The organism is Streptomyces venezuelae ATCC 10712, from assembly GCF_008639165.1.
Taxonomy (GTDB): Bacteria; Actinomycetota; Actinomycetes; order Streptomycetales; family Streptomycetaceae; genus Streptomyces; species Streptomyces venezuelae.
On record NZ_CP029197.1, the window covers coordinates 5,204,825 to 5,228,907 of the forward strand.

The window sequence follows — 24,083 nt, forward strand, 5'->3', positions numbered from 1 at the left end:
CGCGGCCACGCGCGCGGGGCGAGACCCTGGTGGACAGGGCTCGGGGAAACCGCGAGGAGGCTCGCATGGCGTCCCACCGAAAGCTCCGCGCCGCGGCCGTCGTCTGCGCCGTCGCCGTCGCCGCGGGTCCGGCACCGGTCGCGGCCTGGGCGGCGACGCCGGCCGCCGCCCCGTCGGCGAAGGCTGGTGCCGACGCCGCCGCACGGTCGGTGACGGCACCGTCGCCCGATCCGTTCTCCGGCCTCAGCGCCGACGAGATCGGCGACAGGGCGGTCACCGCCACCCAGTCCGCGACCTCGCTCCGGATGACCGGCCGGGTCGTCACCGAGGGACAGCCCCTCGACATCGACTTCGCGGTCAACGACCGCGACGAGTGCACCGGCGTGATGAAGATCAAGGGCGGCACGGCCGAACTCCGCAGGACCGGCGACGTCACCTACATGAAGGGCGACGAGACCTTCTGGCGCGCCTCCATGTCCTCCCAGGGCATGCCCGAGGCACAGATCGACGCCACGATCGAGCTGCTCAAGGGCCGCTGGCTGAAGATCGGCGAGGGGCAGGCCGGCAGCGCCGACCTCAGCGGCGTCTGCGACCTCAAGGGGCTCCTCGACGACCTCGGCAAGGACGAGGAGGAGCGCCGCGGACTGACCAGGGGCCCCGACGCCGAGGTCGACGGCACCCCCGTCGCGACCCTGGTGAAGAAGAAGGACGGCGGCGAGACCACCACCGTGTCCGTCTCCCAGGAGGGCAAGCCGTACATCCTGAAGATGGTCAAGGCGGGCGGCGACGAACCCGGCTCGCTCGTGCTCTCCGACTACGACAAGCCGGTACGGGTCGTGGTCCCGCCCGCCGACGAGACCGTGGACCTGTCGAAGCTGGACCAGGGCACGCCCGCGTGAGGAGGGTCTCCCGCGTGAGCCGCCCCGGACCGGGCGGGAGTGTCGGTCCGCCGCGTTAGCCTCTTTGAGGTGACCGCACGCATCACCGACCCCGAGCAGCTCAAGGAGCTCCTCGGCATCCCCTTCACACCGGAGCAGACGGCCTGCATCACCGCGCCGCTCGCCCCGCAGGTCGTCGTGGCCGGAGCCGGCTCCGGCAAGACGACGGTGATGGCCGCCCGGGTCGTCTGGCTGGTCGGCACCGGCCAGGTCGCCCCCGAGCAGGTCCTCGGTCTCACCTTCACCAACAAGGCCGCCGGAGAGCTCGCCGAGCGCGTCCGCACCGCCCTCGTCCGGGCGGGGGTGACGGACCCCGACGTCATCGACCCGGACGAGCCGCCGGGCGAACCCCGCATCTCCACCTACCACGCCTTCGCCGGCCGGCTCCTCACCGACCACGGCCTGCGCATCGGCCTCGAACCCACCTCCAGGCTCCTCGCCGACGCCACCCGCTACCAGCTCGCCGCCCGCGTCCTGCGCGAGGCCCCCGGCCCCTACCCGGCGCTCACCCGCTCCTTCACGACCCTGATCACCGACCTCCTCGCCCTCGACGCGGAGCTCGCCGAACACCTCGTACCGCCGGAGAAGCTCCTTGCGTACGACTCCGCGCTGCTCACCGCCCTCGCCGAGGCCAAGCTCAGCAACGCCGAGCTCCGCAAGATCCCCGAGGCCGCCACCGCCCGCCGCGAACTCCTCGACCTCGTCGTCCGCTACCGCGCCGCCAAGCGCTCCCGCGACCTGCTCGACTTCGGCGACCAGATCGCCCGCTCCGCCGAGCTGGCCACCACCCGGCCCGAGGTCGGCGAGATCCTCCGCGACGAGTTCCGGGTCGTCCTCCTCGACGAGTACCAGGACACCTCCGTCGCCCAGCGGCTGCTGCTCTCCGGCCTCTTCGGCCAGGGCACCGGAGACCGGGCCACCGGCCACGCCGTGACCGCCGTCGGCGACCCCTGCCAGGCCATCTACGGCTGGCGCGGCGCCTCCGTCGCCAACCTGGACGACTTCCCCGAGCACTTCCCGCACGCCGACGGCAGCCCCGCCGACCGGTACTCGCTCTCCGAGAACCGGCGCAGCGGCGGCCGCCTCCTCGACCTCGCCAACGGCCTCGCCGCCCCCCTGCGTGCCCTGCACGCGGGCGTGGAGGCCCTGCGTCCCGCGCCGGGCGCGGAGCGGGACGGCAGCGTCCGCATCGCCCTCCTGCCCACCCACGCGGAGGAGATCGACTGGCTCGCCGACTCCCTCGCCCACCTCGTCCGCACCGGCCGGGAGCCCGGCGAGATCGCCGTCCTGTGCCGTACGGCCACCGACTTCCCCGCCATCCACGTGGCCCTCGTCGCCCGCGACGTGCCCGTCGAGGTCGTCGGCCTCTCCGGCCTGATCCACCTGCCCGAGATCGCCGACCTCGTCGCCGTCTGCGAGGTCCTCCAGGACCCGGGGGCCAACGCCGCCCTGGTCCGCCTCCTCACCGGCCCCCGCTGGCGCATCGGCCCCCGCGACCTTGCCCTCCTCGGCCGCCGGGCCCGCCTCCTGGTGCACCGGGGCGGCGACGACCCCGACCCCGAGCAGCGGCTCGCCGCCGCCGTCGAGGGCGTCGACCCGGCCGAGGTGGTCTCCCTCGCCGACGCGCTCGACACCTTCCTCGACTCCGGCGCCGCCGCCGACGACGGCCTCGCCTTCTCCGCCGACGCCCGGGTCCGCTTCGCGCGCCTCGCCGCCGAGCTGCGGGCCCTGCGCGGCTCGCTCGCCGACCCCCTCATGGACGTCCTGCACCGGGTGCTCTCCGCGACCGGCCTCGAAGTCGAACTGTCCGCCTCCCCGCACGCCCTCGCCGCCCGCCGCCGCGAGACCCTCGGCCACTTCCTCGACATCGCCGCCGGCTTCGCCTCCCTGGACGGCGAGGCGAGCCTCCTCGCCTTCCTCGGCTTCCTGCGGACGGCCGTCCAGTTCGAGAAGGGCCTGGACAGCGCCCTGCCCGGCGGCGAGAACACGGTGAAGGTCCTCACCGCCCACAAGTCCAAGGGCCTGGAGTGGGACGTCGTCGCCGTCCCCGGCCTGGTCGCCGGCCAGTTCCCCAGCGCCCGCGCGCGCGAGTCCTGGACCTCGCAGCCGCAGGTGCTGCCGCACGCCCTGCGCGGCGACGCGGCGACGCTCCCGGACATCGACACCTGGAACGCCAAGGCCCTCACCGCCTTCAAGAGCGAGATGCGGGACCACCAGCACACCGAGGAACTCCGCCTCGGCTACGTCACCTTCACCCGCCCCCGCTCCCTGCTCCTCGGCTCGGCCCACTGGTGGGGCCCGTCCCAGAAGAAGCCCCGAGGCCCCTCGGACTTCCTGCGGTCGCTGTACGACCACTGCGCGGAGGGCCACGGCGAGATCGAGGCGTGGGCCGAGGAACCGGAGAAGGACGCGCAGAACCCGACGCTGACGGAGACGGGAGGGGAGCAGGCCTGGCCCCTGCCCCTGGACGGGGAGTCGTTCAAGCGCCGCCGGCGGGCGGCGGACGACGTCCTGGCCCGGCTGTGGGCCACCGCCCCGCAGGGCGGACGCACCCCGGTCGGCGCGGCGCCCGCCCCCGCGGACCGGCACCCCGCGGACCGGCACCCCGCGGACCCGCACCCGGAGGACGCCTGGCCGGAGGACGAGGAACCCGCCTGGGACGAGGAACCCCCGTGGGACGAGAACGAACTTCCCGAGGACACCCACGCGGACGCCGTCCCGGCCCCCCGCGAGGAGACCCACCCCCCCACCCCCCGCGAGGAGGCCCACCCCCTCACCCCCGAGGACGCCAGGACCATCGCCTCCTGGGACCGGGACCTCACCGCCCTCACCGCGGAACTCCGCCGCACCCGCGCCACCACCCGTGACGTGGTCCTCCCCGCGTACCTCTCCGCCTCCCAGGTGCTCCGCCTCGCCGCCGACCCCGACGGCTTCGCGCAGGAGCTGGCCCGGCCCATGCCGAAGGCGCCGCAGCCGGCGGCCCGGCGCGGCACCCGGTTCCACGCGTGGGTGGAGTCCCGCTTCGAGGAGCTGCCGCTGCCGTTCCTGGGCCCGGAGGAGCTGCCCGGCGGGGAGGACTTCGCGGGGGAGCCCGAGATCCTCGACGAGCGGGACCTCGACGAGCTGAAGGAGGCCTTCGCCCGTACCCCGTACGCCCACCGCACCCCGTACCGCGTCGAGGTCCCCGTGCACCTCTCGCTCGGCGGCCGGGTCGTCCGGGGCCGGATCGACGCCGTCTACCGGGACCCGGACTCGGGCGCGTACGAGATCGTCGACTGGAAGACCAGCCGGGTGCGCACGGCGGACCCGCTCCAGCTGGCGATCTACCGGCTGGCCTGGGCCGAGCAGCACGGCCTGGCACCCGAGGACGTGGCCGCCGCCTTCGTCTACGTACGGACCGGCGAGGTCGCCCGCCCCACCCGGCTGCCCGGCCGCGCCGAGCTGGAGGCCCTCCTGCTGGGAGGGACACCCCCGGGCGCCGGATAGGCTCGGGGGCATGAGCGAGACCCCGGACAGCGCCGTCCACGCCGTACGCACGTACATCGAGCAGCACCGTGCCGCCTTCCTCGGCGACCTCGCCGAGTGGCTGCGCATCCCGTCCGTCTCGGCGCAGCCGGACCGCGCGGGGGACGTCCGGCGCAGCGCCGAGTGGCTCGCCGCCAAGCTCACGGAGACCGGCTTCACCACGGTCGAGGTGTGGGAGACGGACGGCGCGCCCGCCGTCTTCGCCGAGTGGCCCTCGGACGACCCGGACGCCCCCACGGTCCTCGTCTACGGCCACCACGACGTGCAGCCCGCCGCACGTGAGGACGGCTGGCACACGGACCCGTTCGAGCCGACCGTCGTCGACGGGCGGATGTACGCGCGCGGGGCGGCCGACGACAAGGGCCAGGTGTTCTTCCACACCCTCGGCGTCCGCGCGCACCTCGCCGTCACCGGCCGCACCGCGCCCGCCGTCAACCTCAAGCTGATCGTGGAAGGCGAGGAGGAGTCGGGGTCGCCGCACTTCCGCGCCCTCGTCGAGGCGCACGCCGAGCGGCTCGCCGCCGACGCCGTGATCGTCTCCGACACCGGCATGTGGTCCGAGACGACGCCGACCGTGTGCACCGGCATGCGCGGGGTCGCCGACTGCGAGATCGAGCTGTACGGCCCCGACCAGGACATCCACTCCGGTTCCTTCGGCGGCGCCGTGCCGAACCCGGCCACCGTCGCGGGCCGGATCGTCGCCGCCCTGCACGACGAGCACGAGCACGTGGCCATCCCCGGCTTCTACGACGGGGTGACCGAGCTCACCGACGCCGAGCGGGCCCTCGTCGCCGAGCTGCCCTTCGACGAGGAGGCGTGGCTGCGCACCGCGAAGTCGCACGGCACCCTCGGCGAGGCCGGCTTCTCCACCCTGGAGCGGGTCTGGGCCCGCCCCACCGCCGAGGTCAACGGCATCGGCGGCGGCTACCAGGGCCCCGGCGGCAAGACGATCGTCCCCGCCTCCGCCCAGCTCAAGCTGTCGTTCCGGCTCGTCGCCGGCCAGGACCCCGCCAAGATCGAGCTCGCGGTGCGGGACTGGCTCGCCGGTCTCGTCCCGGCCGGCATCCGGTACGAGATCGTCTTCGGCGCCCCGACCCGCCCCTGCCTCACCCCCCTCGGCCACCCGGCCCTCAAGGCGGTCGCCGGGGCCATGAGCCGGGCCTTCGACGGCGCCAAGGTCCGCTACACCCGCGAGGGCGGCTCAGGACCGGCCGCCGACCTCCAGGACGTCCTGGAGGCACCCGTGCTGTTCCTCGGCATCTCCGTCCCGTCCGACGGCTGGCACGCCCCCAACGAGAAGATCGAACTCGATCTCCTCATGAAGGGCGTCGAGACGACCGCGCACCTGTGGGGCGACCTGCCCACCGCCCTCCTCGCCACCGAGCGCTGAACCCACACACCGATCCGGGGGAGTTGGAAGCACCTGTGAGCACCTTGAAGAACGCGTCAGCGGACCGCCCGATCTCGCTCACCGCTCCGAGCGGCATCGACCGCGCCGCTCACCACCGCCTCGACGAGGCGTGGCTGGCGGCGGCCTGGAGCCACCCCACCACCCGGGTCTTCGTGGTCTCCGGGGGCCAGGTGCTGATCGACGACCTGCCGGACGGCAGCACCGAACTCGTCATGACCCCGGCGTTCGAGGCCCCGGTCACCGAGACCCACCGCTACTTCCTGGGCACGGACGCCGACGGGGTCTCCTACTTCGCGCTCCAGAAGGACTCGCTGCCGGGCCGCATGGACCAGTCCGCCCGCCCGGCGGGGCTCCGCGAGGCCGGACTGCTGCTCTCGGACCGCGACGCGGCCCTGATGGTGCACGCGGTGGCCCTGGAGAACTGGCAGCGCCTCCACCGCTACTGCTCGCGCTGCGGGGAGCGCACGGTCATCGCCGCCGCCGGGCACATCCGCCGCTGCCAGGCGTGCGGCGCCGAGCACTACCCGCGGACCGACCCCGCGGTGATCATGCTGGTCACGGACGAGCAGGACCGCGCGCTGCTCGGCCGGCAGGTCCACTGGCCCGAGGGCCGCTTCTCGACCCTGGCGGGCTTCGTCGAGCCCGGCGAGTCCATCGAGGCGTCGGTGGTCCGCGAGGTGTTCGAGGAGGCCGGGGTCACGGTCGGCGAGGTCGAGTACATCGCCAGCCAGCCCTGGCCGTTCCCGTCCAGCCTGATGCTGGGCTTCTTCGCCCGCGCGACCTCCTCGGAGATCACCGTGGACGGCGAGGAGATCCACGAGGCCCGCTGGTTCTCCCGCGACGACCTGGCCGCCGCCTTCGAGTCGGGCGAGGTCATCCCGCCGTACGGCATCTCGATCGCCTCCCGGCTGATCGAGCGCTGGTACGGCAAGCCGCTGCCGAAGCCGGGCGACGTGATCTGAGCCACGCCCCACGCCCGACACGAGGAACCCCCGACCGGTCATGTCACCGGTCGGGGGTTCTCGGTCTGCGGGGCGCGCCGGGCGGTCAGGCGCCGGGCGGTCAGGCGCCGAGCGCCTGCTTCACCTGCGCGAGGCTCGGGTTCGTCAGCGTGGAGCCGTCCGGGAAGAGAACGGTCGGCACGGTCTGGTTGCCGCCGTTCGCCTTCTCCACGAACGCCGCCGAGTCGGGGTCCTGCTCGATGTTGATCTCGGTGTACGCGATGCCCTCACGGTCCATCTGGCTCTTCAGCCGACGGCAGTAGCCGCACCACGTGGTGCTGTACATCGTCACAGTGCCCTGCATGGCGAGGCGCTCCTCTTCGTTCGCTGACGGGTGCCGAGAAGGAGAACGTACGCCCCCGCCCGCCCATTCCCGGAATTCGTATGACCGGCGACGCGCACCTGTGGACAAGCCGCCGCGTCCATCGCGGCGGACCTGGCAGCATTGGGGGGTGACAGCAGCAACGCACTCCACTCTCTTCCCGCAGGTACCGGAGACGGCCGACGCGGTGCTCGACGGGCTCGACCCGGAGCAGCGCGAGGTCGCCCTGGCCCTGTCCGGTCCGGTGTGCGTGCTGGCGGGAGCCGGCACGGGCAAGACGCGGGCGATCACGCACCGGATCGCGTACGGGGTGCGGTCGGGCAGACTCCAGCCCGCCAGCGTGCTGGCCGTCACGTTCACCAACCGCGCCGCAGGCGAGATGCGGGGGCGGCTGCGGCAGCTCGGCGCGGGCGGTGTGCAGGCGCGCACCTTCCACTCCGCGGCCCTCCGTCAGCTCCAGTTCTTCTGGCCGAAAGCCGTCGGTGGTGATCTGCCCCGGCTGCTGGAGCGGAAGATCCAGCTCGTCGCCGACGCCGCCGCCCGCTGCAGGGTCCGGCTCGACCGCAACGAGCTCAGGGACGTGACAGGGGAGATCGAGTGGGCCAAGGTCACCCAGACCGTCCCCGCCGACTACCCCGCGGTCGTCGCCAAGTCCCTCAGGGACGCCCCGCGCGACCCGGCGGAAATCAGCCAGATCTATGCGATGTACGAGCAGCTGAAGCGCGACCGCTCGGTGATCGACTTCGAGGACGTGCTGCTGCTCACCGTCGGCATCCTCCAGGACCGGCACGACATCGCCGACCAGATCCGCAGCCAGTACCAGCACTTCGTCGTGGACGAGTACCAGGACGTCTCCCCGCTCCAGCAGCGGCTGCTCGACCTGTGGCTCGGCGACCGCGACAACCTCTGCGTGGTCGGCGACGCCAGCCAGACCATCTACTCCTTCACCGGCGCCACCCCGGACCACCTGCTGAACTTCCGCACCCGGCACCCGGGCGCCACCGTGGTCAAGCTCGTCCGCGACTACCGCTCGACCCCGCAGGTCGTGCACCTGGCCAACGGTCTGCTCAGCCAGGCCCGCGGCCGGGCCGCCGACCACCGCCTGGAGCTGATCTCCCAGCGCGACCCGGGTCCCGAGCCCACCTACACGGAGTACGCGGACGAGCCGACCGAGGCCGAGGGCACCGCCCGCCGCATCCGCGACCTCATCGCCGCCGGCGTCCCGGCCGGCGAGATCGCCGTCCTCTACCGGATCAACGCCCAGTCCGAGGTCTACGAGCAGGCCCTCGCCGACGCCGGGGTGCCGTACCAGCTCCGCGGCGCCGAGCGCTTCTTCGAGCGCACGGAGGTACGGGAGGCGGGCATCGCGCTGCGCGGCGCCGCCCGCGCCGGGGGCAACGACTCTCTCCTCGATGCGGCCGAGGACCTTCCCTCGCAGGTCAGGGCCGTCCTCTCCACCAAGGGCTGGACCTCGCGGCCGCCCGCCGGGTCCGGCGCCGTCCGCGACCGCTGGGAGTCCCTCGCCGCTCTCGTCCGGCTCGCCGAGGACTTCGCCCGCGCCAAGCCCGGCGCGACCCTCTCGGACCTGGTCGCCGAACTCGACGAGCGGGCCGCCGCCCAGCACGCCCCGACCGTCCAGGGCGTCACCCTCGCCTCGCTGCACGCCGCCAAGGGCCTCGAATGGGACGCCGTCTTCCTGGTCGGCCTCACCGAGGGCATGCTCCCCATCACCTACGCCAAGACCGACGAGCAGGTCGAGGAGGAGCGCCGCCTGCTGTACGTGGGGGTCACCCGCGCGCGGCTGCACCTCACGCTCTCCTGGGCGCTCTCCCGCTCCCCGGGCGGCCGGGCCTCCCGGCGCCCCAGCCGCTTCCTCAAGGGCCTGCGGCCCGGCTCCGGCGCCCTCGGCACCGTCACCCCGGGAGCCTCCGGCTCCTTCGAGCGGGGCGGCCCGGCGGCCCGCCGGCGGGGCCCGCGCGGACCCGTCCTCTGCCGGGTCTGCGGGGTCACCCTGACCGAGGCGGGCGCCATGAAACTGCTGCGCTGCGAGGACTGCCCCTCGGACATGGACGAGGCGCTGTACGAGCGGCTGCGGGACTGGCGGTCGGAACAGGCCAGGGAGCTCGGCCAGCCCGCGTATTGCGTGTTCACCGACAAGACGCTCATGGCCATCGCCGAGCGGGTCCCCGCCACCGGCGGCGAGCTCTCCGCGATCTCCGGCGTCGGCGCGCGCAAGCTGGACCGCTTCGGGGCCGACGTCCTGGCCATCTGCGCAGGTGGGACGGGTGGGACGGACCTCCATGAGGACTGAGGAAAACTCGTCGGAAAAATAGTTTGCGCCTGCCCCGTCAAGCCCCATAGGTTCTTAACCACGGAAACAGCGGCTTCTGAGAAGCCCTGTCTCTGTGCTGTACTTGTCCAAATAAACATGAGGGTCCGGCTCGCACCCGAGCCCTCCGAGACGCCGAGAGGAGGCGATTCCCCGTGATCAGCAACATCATCCAGACCAGCAACGCCGGCTCCGTCAGCGCTGCCCGCTTCGTCAGCACCGTCAAAATGACCGATCGCTCCGTCGCCTCCACCTGCTCGCTCGGCGTTTCCGTCTCCGCCTTCATTGGCACCGGTCTGTCCGCCGCCGGCCTTGCCGGCCTCGGTATGCGACCTGCCGTGGAGCTCCGGAACGAGCGACCGACCAAGGCACTGGAAGCAGGAGCGGCAGTCAAGGCCAAGGCCTATGACTTTGCGGCGACCGGTGCCGGCACCCAGCAGCAGACGACGACGCACGACCACATGATGTGGGCCTTCCGTGGGCTCGAACCCTGGAGTGATCCAGTCTGATCCATGATCAGACCGGCGCCTTCAGGGCCGCGGAACCCCACCCGGGATCCGCGGCCCTTTTGTTTGTCCCCGAACGGGGGCGACGACACGAAGACGCCTCGGGACAGACACACCCGGTACCAGCCGAAACCCCGGCCAACAGGCCGGAACGACCAGACGAGGAAAGACCACCGTGCAACTCGAAGCGCACGCCCCGTCCGTACCGCCTTCCGAATCGATCCCCCTGCCCGGCCTCACGGAGGACCCCGCTTTGACCCCCCTCACCGCGCTCACCGCGCTCGACGACGCCATCGAGAACCTCGGCGTCCCCGTCCCCTGTCGCGCCTACGACCCCGAGGTCTTCTTCGCGGAGTCCCCGGCCGACGTCGAGTACGCGAAGTCCCTCTGCCAGACCTGCCCGCTCGTGGCCGCCTGCCTGGCCGGCGCCAAGGAGCGGCGCGAGCCGTGGGGCGTCTGGGGCGGAGAGCTCTTCGTCCAGGGTGTGGTCGTCGCCCGCAAGCGGCCCCGTGGCCGTCCGCGCAAGAACCCGGTCGCGGCATGAGCGCCACCGGAACCATCGACCGCCCCCTCACGCACGATCCCCAGAAGCAGGCCCCGATGACCTCTTCCGCCAGCGAGCCGGCCGGCTCCGCGACCCCAGTCTTCTCCCCCTCCGCCGCGCCCACCGCGCGACGTCAGAACAGGACCCGTGAAATGCAACTCATCCCCGAAGCCCTGGCCCGTGCCCATATGCACGAGCGACAGCGCGAGGTCGACGCGGAACGTCAGGCCGTGCGCCTGATCGCCGCCCGACGGATGCAGCGGCGCGCCGAGCGCGTCTCGCTGCGCGCCCGCCGCGCGCTGGCCATGGCCGTCATGCACTGACAGATCTCGCAGATCTCGCACTGACAGATCCCGCCCCCAGGGGCGCCCTCGCGGGGGCCGGTCCGAACGGACCGGCCCCCGCGGTGCGTTGTCCCCGCCGCGGCCCTTCGTCGGGTTATCGTCACGAGGGTGAACGACGCCCGTGACCCCGAGGGGCCCCTCGTCTGCGCGCGCTGCGGCAAGACGGCCGAGACACTGCCGCTGACCTGGACCTGTTCGGTGGAGAACGGCCGGCGCAGCTACTTCTGCGAGGAGTGCGCCCGCGCCAACATCCGCTCCATCGAAGGCCGCCTCGACTCCTCCTGGTGGTGACCGGCGCGGTGACCCCGCGGCGGCGACCCCCCGGCTAGTCGGCGGCGGGTGCCACGAAGCCCGGCAGCCACTCCTCCAGCTCGGCCCGCAGCCGGACCGTCGCGTTCAGCTGGCACAGCACCCCGATGGTGCTCAACGTCACACGGTGTATCAGCAGATACGCGGGCGGCAGGTTCAGCTGCTTGCCCAGCTGGTGGGCGGGGGAGCGGGGGTCGGCGATCCGGGCCGCCTGGGTCCGCATCCAGCCCCGGGTGAAGAGGAAGGACTCCGCCTCCGCCGGTTCGATGATCGGCAGCAGGTACTCCAGGACCGCGTCCGGGTCGAGCGCGACGGACTCCTTGACGAAGCCCTCCGCCCGCAGCAGCGCGTAGACGGTCTCGGCCTCACCGGCGAGCGTCATCCGCAGACAGGTCCCGATCGTCTCCGGCAGCCCGCCCGGCAGCCGGTCCACGGTCCCGAAGTCGAGCACCCCGAGCCGCCAGCTCTCCGGGCCCCCGTCCTCCTCGGGCCCAGGGAGCAGCCGGAAGTTGCCCGGGTGCGGATCGGCGTGCAGCAGACCGGTGCGCGCGGGGCCCGAGAAGAGGAAGCGGGCGAGCAGCTGCCCCGCCCGGTCCCGCTGGGCCGGGGTGCCGTCCGCGATCACCTCCGCGAGCGGGATGCCGTCCATCCACTCCGTCACCAGCACCTGGTCCGCCCGGTGCACCACGGCCGGCACCAGCACGTCGGGATCGTCCGCGAACTCCTCCGCGTGCTTCTGCTGGGCCGCCGCCTCCAGGGCGTAGTCCAGCTCCTCGGAGACCCGGTCGCGCATCTCGGAGATCAGCGGCTTGATGTCCATCCCCGGGATCAGCGGACCGAGCAGCCGGGCGAAGCGGCTCAGCTGCGCGAGGTCGGAGAGCAGCGCCTCGCCCGCACCCGGGTACTGCACCTTCACCGCGACCTCGCGCCCGTCGTGCCAGACGGCCCGGTGCACCTGGCCGATCGAGGCCGCCGCCGCCGGCTTGTCCTCGAACTCCAGGAACAGCTCGCGCCACTGGGCGCCCAGCCGCTCCTCCAGCACCGCGTGCACCGTCCGCGTCGGCATCGGGGGCGCCGCGTCCTGGAGTTTCGTCAGCGCCGCCCGGTAGGGCCCGGCCACCTCCTCGGGCAGGGCCGACTCGAAGACGGACAGCGCCTGCCCGAACTTCATGGCCCCGCCCTTGAGCTCGCCGAGCACCTTGAACAGCTGCTCCGCCGTGCGCTGCTGGAGCTCGCGGGCGACGAGCTCCGCCGATCTCCCGCCGATCCGCTTGCCCAGGCCCCAGGTGGCCCGGCCCGCGAAGCCGAGCGGCAACGCGGCCAACTTGGCGGTCCGGGTGACCGCCTTCCGGGGAAGATCAGACATACGCCCCTCCAAAACCCAGACTGCCGTGCCGCGCAGGGCCGTTACCCCGCCATTGTGTCCTGCGCGCCTCCGGCTGCCGAGGCACGCTCCCCCTCTCCCGTGCGTGCCGCCCCGCAGGGACAGGACGGATGGGGTCTCAGCCGCTCCGCCCGCCACTCCAACAGCGGCAGTGACGCCTCCCACCGCGTGCCCGTGCTCGCCGGCAGGTCCCCGTCGAGGAAGGCAAGCGCATGGGCGGCGGCGAGCCCGGCGACCGCCGTGGCGAGACCCAGGTCACAGGCGGGCAGGGGATGCGGGGCGCCGGAGCGCCACTGGGCGAGCAGCCGGGGCCAGGCCTCGTCCCGGTCGGTCCGCTCCTCCTGGAGGCACCGGGCGCAGGCCGTGCCGCCCGGCAGGACGAGCGGCCCGACCGTCCCGGTGGCCTCCAGGACCCCGGCGTACAGATGGGGGGTGCCGGTGGCGACCCACCGGGCCGCCGGGAGCGGATCGGGGACGTACGCGCCGAGGCCGTCCCGTGGTGTCACCACGACGAGTGACAGACCGGTCCCCGTGGCGGCGCCACCCGGCCGGCGCGGGGCGCGCGCCCTCCGCCACCGGCCGACCAGGCGTCGGGCGGCCGTGCCGCGGAGCTCGCCGACGGACTCCGCCGGAAGCCCGCCGGGGGCCGGTTCCCAGGGCTCCACCCGGCCCGCGTCGACGACCTCGACCGCTCCCACCCCCGCCGCCGCGAGCAGCGCCGCGACCGTCGCCCCCACCCGGCCGGCGCCTCTGACCTGGACGCGCAGGAACCGCCGGGCCGCCAGGGTGCGGGCAGCCCGCTCCGGTCCTGCGTGCACCAGGGAGAGCGAGGCCAGGTCGGCGCGGAGTGGATCGAGTGCCCGGTCCACGGCCCCCGCCGCGGGCCCCGCCTTCCCCGGCCGCCCGGTGGCGGCGTCGGTGAGCAGCCCGGCGGACTCCAGCCGGCCGAGGAGCGCGTCCAGGTGCCCGTCCGGCAGGCCGAGCGTCCTCGCCTCGGCACGGAGGAGCTCCGTGCCACGGGTGCCGTCGAGCAGCCCGAGCAGCGATCCGGTCCGCCGGTCGACCGCGTCGAGGACCACGGCGTGCGCGGGGGTGACCCCGAACTGGAGGCAGCGGAGATTTCGCCAGGCACGCCGCAGTGCCGGTTTCACCATCGGATGCATTTCCCCCGCCCCATTCATGATCGACAACGACGTGTGATCGACATGTGTGCGATCGACATGTGATCGACAACGGCCCTTTCGCCGCCCCGAGAGGAGAATGCCCCGCGGTCCCGCCGGGGTGTGGAAAGTTGTCCACAGGTGAGGGGATTAGTCATTCGAATGGTGTGGGGTGTGCTCGGATCGTTGCCGAAACCACCCCGCAGGCGGGACTTACCGCGCGGCCAGCGGGTAACGTCGGGGCCGTGCCCGGCGACCCACAGCGCAGCGTGACCGACAAGCCGCACCGCGGTGCGGGGACGAGTGCGGTCGAGGTCCGCAGAAGCCCACGACGGAGCAGGACCGTCTCGGCCTACCGCGAGGGCGACCGGACCGTGGTCCTCATCCCCGCCCGGATGTCCGAGGCCGAGGAGCGCCGCTGGGTCGGTGTGATGCTGGACAAGCTCGCCGCCCAGGAGAGCCGGAGCGTCCTCGGCGACCGCGAGCTGACCGAGCGGGCCCTGCGGCTGTCCGAGCAGTACTTCGACGGCCGGGCCCGCCCCAGCTCCGTGCGCTGGGTCACCAACCAGAACACCCGCTGGGGCTCCTGCACCCCCTCCGAGGGCAGCATCCGCCTCTCCCACCGGCTCCAGGGCATGCCCGAGTACGTCGTCGACTACGTCCTCCTGCACGAGCTGGCGCACCTGCTCGTACCCGGGCACGGCCCGCGGTTCTGGCGGCTCCTCGAGGCGTACCCCCGCACCGAGCGGGCGCGCGGCTATCTGGAGGGCGTCGTCGCCGCCGACCGGCTGCCGCACCTCCCCGCCGCCCGCGAGGAGTGACGCACCACCAGGAGTCCCGGCCGCACCCGTTTCCCGATTCCGTACCGAAAACGACCTGAGCTGTCTCAATGTCGCACTCAGCGGTTAGCCTGGCGCGAGCAATCGCCATTCGGGATGGGGGACGGTCGTTACGCATGGCCAGGGAATTCCAACGCGGCCACAAGGCCAAGATCAGTGATCTCACCGCGGGGACCGATCTGTACGTCGGTGTCCAGATCGCGGCGCCCGGACTGACCTTCGACATCAGCTGTTTCGGACTCGACGCGGACGAGAGACTCTCCGACGACCGCTACTTCGTCTTCTTCAACCAGCCGAAGACGCCCGAGGAGTCCGTGCAGCTGCTCGGGGCGCAGTCCGGTGACACCGAGTCGTTCCGCGTCACCCTCGACCGCATCCCGGCGAACATCCACAAGCTGTCGTTCACCGCGACCATCGACGGCGCCGGCCAGATGTCCCAGATCGGCCCCGGCCACCTGCGGATCGTGGCGGGCGGCGAGGAGGTCGCCCGGTACGCCTTCACCGGCGCGGAGTTCACCACCGAGCGCGCGGTGATGCTCGGCGACTTCTACCTGAAGGACGTGTGGCGCTTCGCCGCCGTCGGCCAGGGCTTCGACGGCGGTCTCGACGCGCTCCTGCGGAACTTCGGCGGCGAGGTCGCCGAGGACGAGCCCGCCCAGCAGCAGGCCGCCCCCGGCTTCGCCCCGCCGCCGCAGGCGGCGGCGCCCCCGGCCTTCGGCGCCCCCGCGGCCCCGGCCCCCGCGCCCGCGTTCGGCGCACCCCCGGCGCCCGCGCCCGCTCCCGCGTTCGGCGCGCCGCAGGCCCCGCCCGCGCCGGTGCCGCCCGCGCCCGCCCAGCCGGTGCACACCGCGCCCACGATGGTCGCGCCGATGGCGCCCGCCCCGGTCCCGCCGCCCGCCCCGGCCCCCGGGCCCTACGGACAGCCGCCGCAGCAGCCCTCGTACGGCCAGGTCCCCGGCCAGCCGCCGGGCCAGTACCCCGGCCAGGCCCCGCCCCAGGCACCCGGCCAGTACCCCGGCCAGCCGCCGCAGGCCGCGCCGTACGGGCAGGCCGCCCCCGCCCCGTACGGACAGCAGCCGGCGTACGGCCAGCAGCCCGGCGTCCCGCAGGGCGTCCCGGCGACCGGCGCCGGCCTCGCCGCCGCGCTCGCGCCGTACAAGGAGACGCCCACCGGCGCCCGTTGGACCCCGCAGAACCAGCAGCTGATGCGGGTCGACCTCGCCATGGGCGCCACGCCCGTGCTCGCCCGGCAGGGCTCCATGGTCATGTACCAGGGCAAGGTCGACTTCTCCTACAAGGGAGCCGGATTCGCCGGCCGGATCGTCGGCAACGCCACCGGCCAGGAGATGCAGCTGATGCGCTGCACCGGCCGCGGCCAGCTCTTCCTCGCCGAGGCGGGCGCCCATCTGCACCCGATCGAGCTCCAGGGCGACGGCATCTGCGTCTCCGCGGAGAACGTCCTCGCGTTCGACGAGTCCCTGCAGTACGAGGTCCGGCGCATCGAAGGCCACGGCATCCCCGGCGGCGCCCTGTTCACCATGCAGTTCCAGGGCTCCGGCACCGTCGTCGTGAAGACCCACGGCGTGCCCGTCGTGCTGCCCGTCACGCCGACCACCTTCGCCGACTGCAACGCCGTCGTCGCCTGGTCCTCCGCGTCCCAGGTCATCCTCTCCAGCCAGGTGCGGCTCCGCCGCAACGCCTACCCCGGCCACAGCGGGGAGACCGTCAACCTCCAGTTCCGGGGAGCCCCCGGCAACTTCATCGTCGTCCAGCCCTACGAGGTCTGAGGGAGCCCGAAGTCATGAACCAGCAACTCGCGGGCTACGCCCCGACCCCCGTCGCGGCCCGGATGGAGAACCACGGCCGCACCATGCTCCGGGTGGCCATGGCCTCCGGCCAGGACCTCTACGCCCGGTCCGGCTCGATGGTCTCCTACGAGGGCTACATCACCTACGAGCCCAACCCGCCCGCCGTCCGCCAGGTCGCCCAGCAGTGGGTCACCGGCGAAGGCGCGCCGATCATGAAGTGCTCCGGCGACGGACTGCTCTACCTCGCCGACTACGGCGCCGACGTCGTCGTGATCAACCTCCAGAACGACTCGATCTCGGTCAACGGCACCAACCTCCTCGCCTTCGACGCCCACCTCCAGTGGGGCGTCGAGCGGGTCAAGGGACTCGCCAAGTTCGCCGGGCAGGGCCTGTTCAACGTGGAGATCGCCGGCACCGGCTGGGTCGCGCTGACCTCGCGCGGCACGCCGATCGTCGTCGACTGCGGCCGCGGCGACGACGAGACCTACGTCGACCCCGACGCGCTCGTCGCCTGGTCGCCGTCGCTCAAGGTCAAGGGCAAGCGCAGCTTCAAGGCGTCCTCCCTCATCGGGCGGGGCAGCGGCGAGGCATTCCAGATGGCCTTCTCGGGCCAGGGCATCGTCGTCGTACAGCCGAGCGAGGACAGCACCGACCGCCTGCGGGTCCGGGGCTGAGGGGGAGCGAGAACACACCATGCAGAGCCCGCTTTTCAACCACGCCGAACAGCAGAGCCAGGAGCGGTACGTCATCCAGAACCCGCAGCTCCTGCGGGTCAGCCTCACCGGGCAGGACGACGTCCTGGCCCGCAAGGGCGCCATGGTCGCGTACCAGGGACTCGTCGACTTCGACGGCGAGTACAAGACCCCCAACCAGCGGCGGGCCCAGGCCCGCACCGGCGAGGGCCTGGACCTGATGCGCTGCTCCGGCCAGGGCACGGTCTACTTCGCCAACCTCGCCCAGTACGTCCACGTCGTGGACGTCGACCAGGAGGGCCTGACCGTCGACAGCGCGTACGTCCTGGCGCTCGACTCGACCCTCCACACCGAGGTCATCGCCGTCGACAGCCAGTACGGCGTCTCCGGCACCGGCAAGTACCAGCTCAACATCTCCGGCCGCGGCAAGGTCGCCCTGATGACCTCGGGGCAGCCGCTGATGATGCACGTCACGCCCGACAAGTACGTCAGCGTCGACGCGGACGCGATCGTCGCCTGGTCCACCGGGCTGCGCGTCCAGATGCAGGCGCAGACGCACAACTCCAGCGTCCGCACCCGCCGCGGCAACACCGGCGAGGGCTGGGAGCTCAGCTTCCTCGGCCAGGGCTTCGCGCTCGTCCAGCCCAGCGAGGTCATGCCCCCGCAGAACGCGGCCATCGGCCAGGGCATCGCCGCCCAGTTCGGCGCGGGCCAGCACGGCTCCCACGCCCAGAACCAGAACAACGCCTGGAACTAGGCACACGCACGGAAAGGGGGGCGGTCGCCGGATGGCGACCGCCCCCCTTTCCATGTCCCGCTACAGGCGCGCCAGCGTGCTCTCCAGGAGACGGACCACCGACGTGTCCGCCACGCCCGCCACCTCCTCGTACGCGAACCAGCGCAGGTCAAGGGACTCCTCGCTGATCTGCTCCACCGCGCCCGCCGGAGCCAGTGCCGCGTACTGCACGTCCAGGTGCCAGTGGCACGGCGCCGGGATCGGATGCCGGTCGAGCCGCACCGGACCGCCCGGCAGCAGGGTCAGCCCGGAGATCCCCGACTCCTCGGCGGCCTCCCGCAGCGCGGCCGCCTCCACGGTCTCGTCACCCGCCTCGCAGTGACCGCCCATCTGCAGCCACATGCCCAGCTTCTTGTGCAGGGTCAGCAGCACCCGCCCGCTCACCGGGTCGACCACCAGCGCGCTGGAGGTCAGGTGCCCCGCCTGACAGGGCTTGTACATGCCGTCCGGATGCGCGTCCAGGTGCGCCAGATACAGGTCGCGCAGCTCCGGCTGGTCCCCGTACTCCTTGAGCACCAGGACCGCGTCGTCGTACAGAGTCACGCCTTGCCGTCCCCGTCCTCGGGGGCATCGCCCTTCGCCGCCTCGCCGAGCATCTTGTCGATCTCGGAGAAGTCCAGGTGCTCGCGGTGCACGAAGCCGTCCGGGTCGTCCAGATCGGTCGCCGTCGGCAGCATGTCCGGGTGCTCCCACAGACCGTCCCGGCCGTCCACACCGCGCGCGTCGGTCAGCGAGGCCCACAGGCGCGCCGCGTCCCGCAGCCGCCGCGGCCGCAGTTCCAGACCGATCAGCGTCGCGAAGGTCTGCTCGGCGGGGCCGCCCGAGGCCCGGCGCCTGCGCAGCGTCTCGCGCAGCGCGTCCGCCGAGGTCAGCCGCGACTTCGCGGCCTCGTGGACCACCGCGTCCACCCAGCCCTCGACCAGCGCGAGCGCCGTCTCCAGACGGGCCAGGGCCGCCTTCTGCTCGGGGGTGTCCTCCGGCTGGAACATGCCCTGCTGGAGCGCCTCCTGAAGCTGCTCCGGATGCGTCGGGTCCAGCTGGCCCACCGCCTCCTCCAGCTTCGAGGTGTCGACCTTGATCCCCCGCGCGTACCCCTCGACCGCGCCGAACAGATGCGCCCGCAGCCACGGCACGTGCGCGAAGAGACGCTGGTGGGCCGCCTCGCGCAGGGCCAGGTAGAGCCGCACCTCGTCGGACGGCACGCCCAGGTCCTTGCCGAAGGCCTCGACGTTCAGCGGGAGCAGCGCGGCCCGTCCGGCCGGGCCGAGCGGCAGGCCCACGTCGGTCGAGCCGACGACCTCACCGGCGAGCGCGCCCACGGCCTGACCGATCTGCTGGCCGAACATGGCGCCGCCCATGGAGCGCATCATGCCGATCAGCGGGCCCGCCATGGCCTGCATCTCCTCGGGCAGGACGTCGCCCATCGCCGTGCCGACCCGCTCGGCGACCGGGTCCACGAGCTGCTGCCACGCCGGCAGCGTGGCCTCGACCCACTCGGCGCGGCTCCACGCCACGGCCGTGCTCGCGCCCGAGGGCAGCGAGGTCACGCCGTCCAGCCACAGGTCGGCGAGGCGCACGGCCTCCTCGACCGCCGCCTTCTCCGCCGGGCCCACGCTGGCGTCCTTGGTGCCGTCGGCGGTGCCCTGGGCGACCACCTGGCGGGCGATCTGCTTGGCCATGTCCCAGTTCACGGGACCGCCCTCGTAGCTCAGCATCTGCCCGAGCTGCTGGAAGGCCGCACCCAGATCGTTGGGGTTCAGCGAGCCGAACATCGCCGCGAAGGGGTTGTCCGCGCCACCGGGACCGCCCATGCCGGGCAGCCCGCCGAAGCCGAACGGGTTCGCGCCGAACGGATTGCCACCGCCCTGGCCACCGGACCCCTGGCCACCTCCGGCGGGGTCCTTCTTCTTGCCCTCGTCGCCGTTCTCCGGCTCCTCCGGCGGAAGGCCGAATCCGAATGGGGTGTCACTCACAGGTTTCCTCGGCTCGTAGGGCCGCCGGCCTCCTGCCGACGGCGACTGCCCGACCAGGGCCTGCCCAGGCAGGCCCCGCACACCACCAGCGTAGACATCCGGGCCGGAAATGGGCTCGGTGCTCCGCCGGGCCGTGCCCTGCGGCAGGATGGACGCCACCTGGTCCGTACGCGTCATGCGCGTCCGTACTGAAGACAACCGCTGGAGACGCCCGGTGAGTTCCCCAGATCCTCAGGTTCGCGGAGCGCGAAACCACTCAACCCGGTCCGCCGTGCGCGGACCCGTCGTCGCGGTCACCGGTGCCGCTTCCGGCGTCGGTGACCTGCTGACCAGGCGCCTCGCCGCGTCCGACGAGATCAAGAAGGTCGTCGCGATCGACGAGCGCCGGGGCGAGGTCGCCGAGGCGCAGTGGCACATCCTCGACGTGCGCGACCCGGCCATCGCCGAGAAGCTCCGGGGCGCCGACGTCGTCGTGCACCTCGCCGTCGACCTCGACCTGGAGACCGACCCCGCCGCCCGGACGGCCTACAACGTGCGCGGCACCCAGACCGTGCTGACCGCGGCGGCCGCCGCCGGGGTCCACCGGGTCGTGCTGTGCACCTCGGCGATGGTCTACGGAGCCCTGCCCGACAACGACATCCCGCTCTCCGAGGACGCCGAGCTGCGGGCCACGGCCGAGGCGACCGGTGTGGGCGACATGCTGGAGATCGAGCGCCTCGGCCGCCGGGCCCCCCGCGCACACCCCGGCCTCAACGTCACCGTCGTCCGCCCGGCCGTCCTCGTCGGCGGTACGGACACGGCGCTGACCCGCTACTTCGAGTCGCCGCGGCTGCTCGTCGTCGCCGGGTCCCGGCCCACCTGGCAGTTCTGCCACGTGGAGGACCTGGTCAGCGCCCTGGAGTACGCGGCCCTCGAGAAGGTCGACGGGGAGTTCGCGGTGGGCTGCGAGGGCTGGCTCGAGCAGGAGGAGGTCGAGGAGCTCTCCGGCATCCGGCGCATGGAGCTGCCCTCCGCCGTCGCCCTCGGCGCGGCGGCCCGCCTCCACCGCATCGGCCTGACACCGTCCCCGGCGGGCGACCTCGCGTACACGATGCACCCGTGGGTGGTCAGCGTCGGACGGCTGCACGACGCCGGCTGGCGGCCGAAGTGGACGAACGAGGAGGTGCTCGCCGCGCTCCTGGAGGAGGTCGAGGGCCGCCACACCGTCGCCGGCCGCCGGCTCGGCCGCAAGGACGCCACGGCGGCGGGCGCGGCCGGTGCGACGGTGGCCCTCCTCGGCACGGCCGCGCTGGTCCGGCAGATGCGGAAGCGGCGCGGGATCTGACCCGGCCCGGCCGGCCGGTCGGCGGCCCCTGTAGGACCCTCCTACGGGCGGCGCCGACCGCCGGTCGAAACCGCTATTCCGGTATCTCGCGCGCGTGCGGCACGATGGGCTCATGGCAAAGACCCACGACCACCCTGGCGAGCAGGCCGCCGCCGACCCGATCAAGCTCCTCGCGATCCGGGAGTCGCCGCTCTCCCTCGACGAGGTCTTCCGGGCGGTCGGGGACGACGCCTCCGGCGGCACGACGCTCTTCGTGGGCACCGTGCGCAACCACGACGGCGGCGCGGACGTCGACGCGCTGGGCTACTCCTGCCACCCCACGGCGGAGGCGGAGCTGCGCCGCGTCGCGGAGAAGGTCGTCGCGAACTACCCGGTCCGCGCGCTGGCCGCCGTCCACCGGGTGGGCGACCTGGTCGTCGGCGACATCGCGGTGATCGTGGCCGTCTCCTGCCCGCACCGCGGGGAGGCCTTCGAGGCCAGCCGCAAGCTCATCGACGACCTCAAGCACGAGGTCCCCATCTGGAAGCACCAGACCTTCTCGGACGGCACCGAAGAGTGGGTGGGCGCCTGCTGAAGCCCGCCACCCTTAGCGTGGGGGTCCCCCCGGCCGAAGGCTGGGGGAGGGTGGGTGCTTGCTGAGGCCCCCTGGCGACCCGGGTCGCGCGCAAGGCGGCGCGCCGACGGGGTGTAGCCGAACGCCCGATTTGCGTAACCGCCCCCCAGGCGCGAGCGTTGGTCTCACAGATGACACAGTCTGCTGATCAACTCACTGGGGATGGGAGGTCGGGATGGCAGCGCTGGCCTGGTTGCTGATTCCGCTTTTCGCAGTCGTCGGCGCGGCGATATGGGGAAGCTGGGCTTCGAGGAACAAGACCATAGGTGACGTGGCCGAACTCGCCGGCTACGCACGCTTCCGGGACGCGATGGAACGCGCCCACACCCCGACCCCCGATTCCGCTCGGGCCGAGCTCGAACCGGCCGCCTCGACGGGCGGTGCCGCCACCTCGCCGTCGAGCTGAGGCCCGCCCCCTCGTACGGACCCGCCCCAGGGGTGCACCCACAGACGAGTCCCGTACTGTCGTTCCATGCCACGCCGCACCGCGACGATGCTCGCCTCCACCCTGGTCCTGATCTGTCTGCTCATCGCAGGCGTCCTGATCCCGGTGCCGTACGCGGAGATGAGCCCGGGGCCCACGGTCAACACCCTCGGCGAGGCCAGGGGAGAGCCCGTCCTGCACATCTCGGGACGGAAGACCTACCCGACCGACGGGCACCTCAACATGACGACGGTCCGCGTCACCAGCGCGGACTACAAGATGAACGCCGTCGAAGCCGTGTACGGCTGGCTGGCCCACGACAACGTGGTGGTGCCGCACGACACGCTCTACCCGGACGGCAAGACCGAGGAGGAGTCGAGCCAGGAGAACGCGGAGGAGTTCAGCCAGTCCCAGGAGAGCGCCAAGGTGGCCGCCCTCAAGGAGCTGAACATCCCGGTCGTCTCCCGGGTCGTCGTCGGTTCGGTGGTCAAGGGCTCGCCCTCCGAGGGCAAGCTGCACGCCGGTGACGTGATCAAGGCCGTCAACGGGGTGGCGATCACCGACCAGGCCGACGTCGCCAAGCAGGTCGTCAAGCGCAAGCCCGGCCAGGACGTCGAGTTCACGATCGTCCCCGCCAAGGAGGCGGCCGCGGCCGAGAAGGCGCGCAAGGAGCCCACCGTCACCCGGAAGGTGGTCATCACGACCACCACGTCCGAGGAGGGCGACCGCGCCGTCGTCGGCATCCAGGCCGGCACCGACCACGTCTTCCCGTTCACCATCGACATCAACCTGGCCGACGTCGGCGGGCCCAGCGCCGGACTGATGTTCGCCCTCGGCATCGTCGACAAGCTCACCCCGGAGAGCCTCACCGGCGGCCGGTTCATCGCCGGCACCGGCACCATCGACGACGAGGGCAAGGTCGGCCCGATCGGCGGCATCGAGATGAAGCTGGTCGGCGCCCGCAAGGCCGGCGCCCAGTACTTCCTCACCCCGGCCGACAACTGCGAGAACGCCGCGCGGGACACCCCGGACGGGCTCACCCTCGTCAAGGTGAACACCATCGACGACGCCACGAAGTCGCTGGAGAAGCTCCGCGCGGGCGACACCACGTCCCTGCCGAGCTGCTCGAAGAGCTGAGCACGCGCGCGGAGGCACGGAGAACGCGTCCGCACGGAGGTGCGACGCACGCGGGGGTACGCGAAGGGGCGCCCGGTCGACAGGACCGGGCGCCCCTCCGCGTACGGCTCAGCTCTCGAAGGTCGCCTTCAGCGCCTCCGCGAGGCCCGGCACCAGGTCGGGGCCGGTCAGGACCTCGGTCGCGGTGTCCTTCTCGCGCAGCCGGATCGCCGCCTCGCGGGCGCCGCCGCGCAGCACCGCCACGGTCATCCGGACCTCCTGGCGGTCCGGGTGGGCGGCCACCCACTTGGCGAGCTGCTTCTCGTTCAGGCCCTGCGGGACCTGCGCCTCGGCCGAAGGGGGCAGCATGAGCCGCTCCACGGTGAGGGCGCAGCCTGCCACGCCGGGCGGCCAGGCGATCGTGCCGAGGAATTCGTCGAGGGGCTTCCCGCGCGGCAGCTTCTCCTGCTCGATCGGGGTGTAGGCGGTGGCGTCGTCACCCAGGCCCAGCTGGGAGGCGAGCGCGGGTTCCTTGGCGCGCAGCCGTGCGGTGTCGACCAGGGCGAAGAGGCGGGCCGGCTGGTCCCAGCCGAGGCCCGCCGCGTACTCGTCGATCTCGAGCACCGCGCGGGTGAGGGGGCTCGCGGCCATCGCCGGGCCGGAGGGGGAAACGTTGGACATGACCAATATCCTGCCTCCTCTTCCCCGGAACACGGGAACTAGGT

Annotated in this window: 23 protein-coding genes; 17 read left to right on the plus strand and 6 right to left on the minus strand. The window is 72.9% G+C overall.

The window, feature by feature from the left end; genetic code table 11:
- The first annotated feature begins 65 nt into the window (after positions 1-65).
- The 4 genes from DEJ43_RS24225 (at position 66) to nudC (ending at position 6,836) form a co-directional block, all read left to right on the plus strand.
- On the plus strand, positions 66-899 hold the full coding sequence (locus DEJ43_RS24225; protein ID WP_015036020.1) for a hypothetical protein: 834 nt from the start codon (positions 66-68) through the stop codon (positions 897-899).
- Between the two features lie 69 nt (positions 900-968).
- Complete coding sequence (locus DEJ43_RS24230) at positions 969-4,424, plus strand: ATP-dependent helicase (protein ID WP_071891484.1); 3,456 nt, start codon at positions 969-971, stop codon at positions 4,422-4,424.
- Between the two features lie 10 nt (positions 4,425-4,434).
- Positions 4,435-5,853: a dipeptidase gene (locus DEJ43_RS24235; RefSeq protein ID WP_015036023.1), complete on the plus strand. Its 1,419-nt coding sequence runs from the start codon at positions 4,435-4,437 to the stop codon at positions 5,851-5,853.
- Between the two features lie 35 nt (positions 5,854-5,888).
- Positions 5,889-6,836 (plus strand): NAD(+) diphosphatase, encoded by a 948-nt coding sequence (nudC, locus tag DEJ43_RS24240; protein WP_015036024.1) that lies wholly within the window; start codon positions 5,889-5,891, stop codon positions 6,834-6,836.
- A 100-nt stretch (positions 6,837-6,936) separates the two neighbouring features.
- Here the strand turns inward: nudC and DEJ43_RS24245 are convergent, their stop codons facing one another.
- On the minus strand, positions 6,937-7,179 hold the full coding sequence (locus tag DEJ43_RS24245) for a mycoredoxin (protein ID WP_015036025.1): 243 nt from the start codon (positions 7,177-7,179) through the stop codon (positions 6,937-6,939).
- A 148-nt stretch (positions 7,180-7,327) separates the two neighbouring features.
- Here DEJ43_RS24245 and DEJ43_RS24250 point away from each other — a divergent pair, with 148 nt between their 5' ends.
- From DEJ43_RS24250 to DEJ43_RS24270, 5 genes are all read left to right on the plus strand, one after another.
- Positions 7,328-9,508 (plus strand): ATP-dependent DNA helicase UvrD2, encoded by a 2,181-nt coding sequence (locus tag DEJ43_RS24250; RefSeq protein WP_015036026.1) that lies wholly within the window; start codon positions 7,328-7,330, stop codon positions 9,506-9,508.
- Positions 9,509-9,681: 173 nt separating this feature from the next.
- Positions 9,682-10,035, plus strand: coding sequence for a hypothetical protein (locus DEJ43_RS24255; protein ID WP_015036027.1), 354 nt, complete (start codon positions 9,682-9,684; stop codon positions 10,033-10,035).
- A gap of 172 nt (positions 10,036-10,207) precedes the next feature.
- Positions 10,208-10,576, plus strand: a complete 369-nt coding sequence (locus DEJ43_RS24260) for a WhiB family transcriptional regulator (protein ID WP_015036028.1) — start codon at positions 10,208-10,210, stop codon at positions 10,574-10,576.
- The gene (locus tag DEJ43_RS24265) at positions 10,573-10,899 is read left to right on the plus strand and encodes a hypothetical protein (protein ID WP_015036029.1); all 327 of its coding nucleotides are present in this window, start codon (positions 10,573-10,575) and stop codon (positions 10,897-10,899) included. Before DEJ43_RS24260 ends, DEJ43_RS24265 begins: the two co-directional genes overlap by 4 nt.
- 129 nt (positions 10,900-11,028) lie before the next feature.
- Positions 11,029-11,211, plus strand: coding sequence for a hypothetical protein (locus tag DEJ43_RS24270; protein WP_015036030.1), 183 nt, complete (start codon positions 11,029-11,031; stop codon positions 11,209-11,211).
- Positions 11,212-11,245: 34 nt separating this feature from the next.
- Here the strand turns inward: DEJ43_RS24270 and DEJ43_RS24275 are convergent, their stop codons facing one another.
- Together DEJ43_RS24275 and DEJ43_RS24280 are read right to left on the minus strand one after the other, a co-directional pair.
- Positions 11,246-12,595 carry an ABC1 kinase family protein gene (locus DEJ43_RS24275; RefSeq protein WP_015036031.1) on the minus strand — a complete coding sequence of 450 codons (1,350 nt, stop codon included), beginning with the start codon at positions 12,593-12,595 and terminating at the stop codon, positions 11,246-11,248.
- A 41-nt stretch (positions 12,596-12,636) separates the two neighbouring features.
- On the minus strand, positions 12,637-13,776 hold the full coding sequence (locus tag DEJ43_RS24280; RefSeq protein ID WP_015036032.1) for a TOMM precursor leader peptide-binding protein: 1,140 nt from the start codon (positions 13,774-13,776) through the stop codon (positions 12,637-12,639).
- 242 nt (positions 13,777-14,018) lie between these two features.
- Between DEJ43_RS24280 and DEJ43_RS24285 the strand changes: the two genes are divergently transcribed.
- The 4 genes from DEJ43_RS24285 (at position 14,019) to DEJ43_RS24300 (ending at position 17,869) form a co-directional block, all read left to right on the plus strand.
- Complete coding sequence (locus DEJ43_RS24285) at positions 14,019-14,594, plus strand: M48 metallopeptidase family protein (RefSeq protein WP_015036033.1); 576 nt, start codon at positions 14,019-14,021, stop codon at positions 14,592-14,594.
- A gap of 134 nt (positions 14,595-14,728) precedes the next feature.
- A complete protein-coding gene (locus DEJ43_RS24290; protein ID WP_015036034.1) occupies positions 14,729-16,399 on the plus strand; it encodes a TerD family protein in 1,671 nt (556 codons plus the stop codon).
- Positions 16,400-16,413: 14 nt separating this feature from the next.
- Positions 16,414-17,094, plus strand: coding sequence for an AIM24 family protein (locus tag DEJ43_RS24295; RefSeq protein WP_015036035.1), 681 nt, complete (start codon positions 16,414-16,416; stop codon positions 17,092-17,094).
- A gap of 19 nt (positions 17,095-17,113) precedes the next feature.
- Complete coding sequence (locus tag DEJ43_RS24300) at positions 17,114-17,869, plus strand: AIM24 family protein (protein WP_015036036.1); 756 nt, start codon at positions 17,114-17,116, stop codon at positions 17,867-17,869.
- 60 nt (positions 17,870-17,929) lie between these two features.
- Here DEJ43_RS24300 and DEJ43_RS24305 read toward each other — a convergent pair whose 3' ends face one another.
- Together DEJ43_RS24305 and DEJ43_RS24310 are read right to left on the minus strand one after the other, a co-directional pair.
- Entirely contained in the window at positions 17,930-18,451 is a 522-nt protein-coding gene (locus DEJ43_RS24305) for an NUDIX hydrolase (RefSeq protein ID WP_015036037.1), read from the minus strand.
- Positions 18,448-19,881, minus strand: coding sequence for a zinc-dependent metalloprotease (locus DEJ43_RS24310; RefSeq protein ID WP_041662852.1), 1,434 nt, complete (start codon positions 19,879-19,881; stop codon positions 18,448-18,450). The genes DEJ43_RS24305 and DEJ43_RS24310 overlap by 4 nt, the downstream gene beginning before the upstream one ends.
- Positions 19,882-20,095: 214 nt before the next feature.
- On the opposite strand from DEJ43_RS24310, the gene DEJ43_RS24315 reads away from it, so the two are divergent.
- The 4 genes from DEJ43_RS24315 (at position 20,096) to DEJ43_RS24330 (ending at position 23,379) form a co-directional block, all read left to right on the plus strand.
- Positions 20,096-21,205, plus strand: coding sequence for an SDR family oxidoreductase (locus DEJ43_RS24315; protein WP_015036039.1), 1,110 nt, complete (start codon positions 20,096-20,098; stop codon positions 21,203-21,205).
- Between the two features lie 112 nt (positions 21,206-21,317).
- Positions 21,318-21,779 carry a molybdenum cofactor biosynthesis protein MoaE gene (locus DEJ43_RS24320; RefSeq protein ID WP_015036040.1) on the plus strand — a complete coding sequence of 154 codons (462 nt, stop codon included), beginning with the start codon at positions 21,318-21,320 and terminating at the stop codon, positions 21,777-21,779.
- A 310-nt stretch (positions 21,780-22,089) separates the two neighbouring features.
- Positions 22,090-22,224 (plus strand): hypothetical protein, encoded by a 135-nt coding sequence (locus tag DEJ43_RS38590; protein ID WP_257788032.1) that lies wholly within the window; start codon positions 22,090-22,092, stop codon positions 22,222-22,224.
- Positions 22,225-22,290: 66 nt separating this feature from the next.
- Entirely contained in the window at positions 22,291-23,379 is a 1,089-nt protein-coding gene (locus tag DEJ43_RS24330) for a YlbL family protein (protein WP_015036041.1), read from the plus strand.
- A gap of 108 nt (positions 23,380-23,487) precedes the next feature.
- Here DEJ43_RS24330 and DEJ43_RS24335 read toward each other — a convergent pair whose 3' ends face one another.
- The gene (locus tag DEJ43_RS24335) at positions 23,488-24,039 is read right to left on the minus strand and encodes a PPA1309 family protein (protein WP_015036042.1); all 552 of its coding nucleotides are present in this window, start codon (positions 24,037-24,039) and stop codon (positions 23,488-23,490) included.
- Positions 24,040-24,083: the final 44 nt, after the last annotated feature.

What these genes read in the sequence shown, in the direction of transcription:
- DEJ43_RS24245 (WP_015036025.1), bottom strand. Translation starts at nt 7,179, where the DNA reads ATGCAGGGCACTGTGACGATGTACAGCACCACGTGGTGCGGCTACTGC.
- DEJ43_RS24265 (WP_015036029.1), top strand. Translation starts at nt 10,573, where the DNA reads ATGAGCGCCACCGGAACCATCGACCGCCCCCTCACGCACGATCCCCAG.
- DEJ43_RS24295 (WP_015036035.1), top strand. Translation starts at nt 16,414, where the DNA reads ATGAACCAGCAACTCGCGGGCTACGCCCCGACCCCCGTCGCGGCCCGG.
- DEJ43_RS24235 (WP_015036023.1), top strand. Translation starts at nt 4,435, where the DNA reads ATGAGCGAGACCCCGGACAGCGCCGTCCACGCCGTACGCACGTACATC.
- DEJ43_RS24280 (WP_015036032.1), bottom strand. Translation starts at nt 13,776, where the DNA reads ATGCATCCGATGGTGAAACCGGCACTGCGGCGTGCCTGGCGAAATCTC.
- DEJ43_RS24225 (WP_015036020.1), top strand. Translation starts at nt 66, where the DNA reads ATGGCGTCCCACCGAAAGCTCCGCGCCGCGGCCGTCGTCTGCGCCGTC.
- DEJ43_RS24335 (WP_015036042.1), bottom strand. Translation starts at nt 24,039, where the DNA reads ATGTCCAACGTTTCCCCCTCCGGCCCGGCGATGGCCGCGAGCCCCCTC.
- DEJ43_RS24290 (WP_015036034.1), top strand. Translation starts at nt 14,729, where the DNA reads ATGGCCAGGGAATTCCAACGCGGCCACAAGGCCAAGATCAGTGATCTC.
- DEJ43_RS24320 (WP_015036040.1), top strand. Translation starts at nt 21,318, where the DNA reads ATGGCAAAGACCCACGACCACCCTGGCGAGCAGGCCGCCGCCGACCCG.
- DEJ43_RS24300 (WP_015036036.1), top strand. Translation starts at nt 17,114, where the DNA reads ATGCAGAGCCCGCTTTTCAACCACGCCGAACAGCAGAGCCAGGAGCGG.
- DEJ43_RS24275 (WP_015036031.1), bottom strand. Translation starts at nt 12,595, where the DNA reads ATGTCTGATCTTCCCCGGAAGGCGGTCACCCGGACCGCCAAGTTGGCC.
- DEJ43_RS24330 (WP_015036041.1), top strand. Translation starts at nt 22,291, where the DNA reads ATGCCACGCCGCACCGCGACGATGCTCGCCTCCACCCTGGTCCTGATC.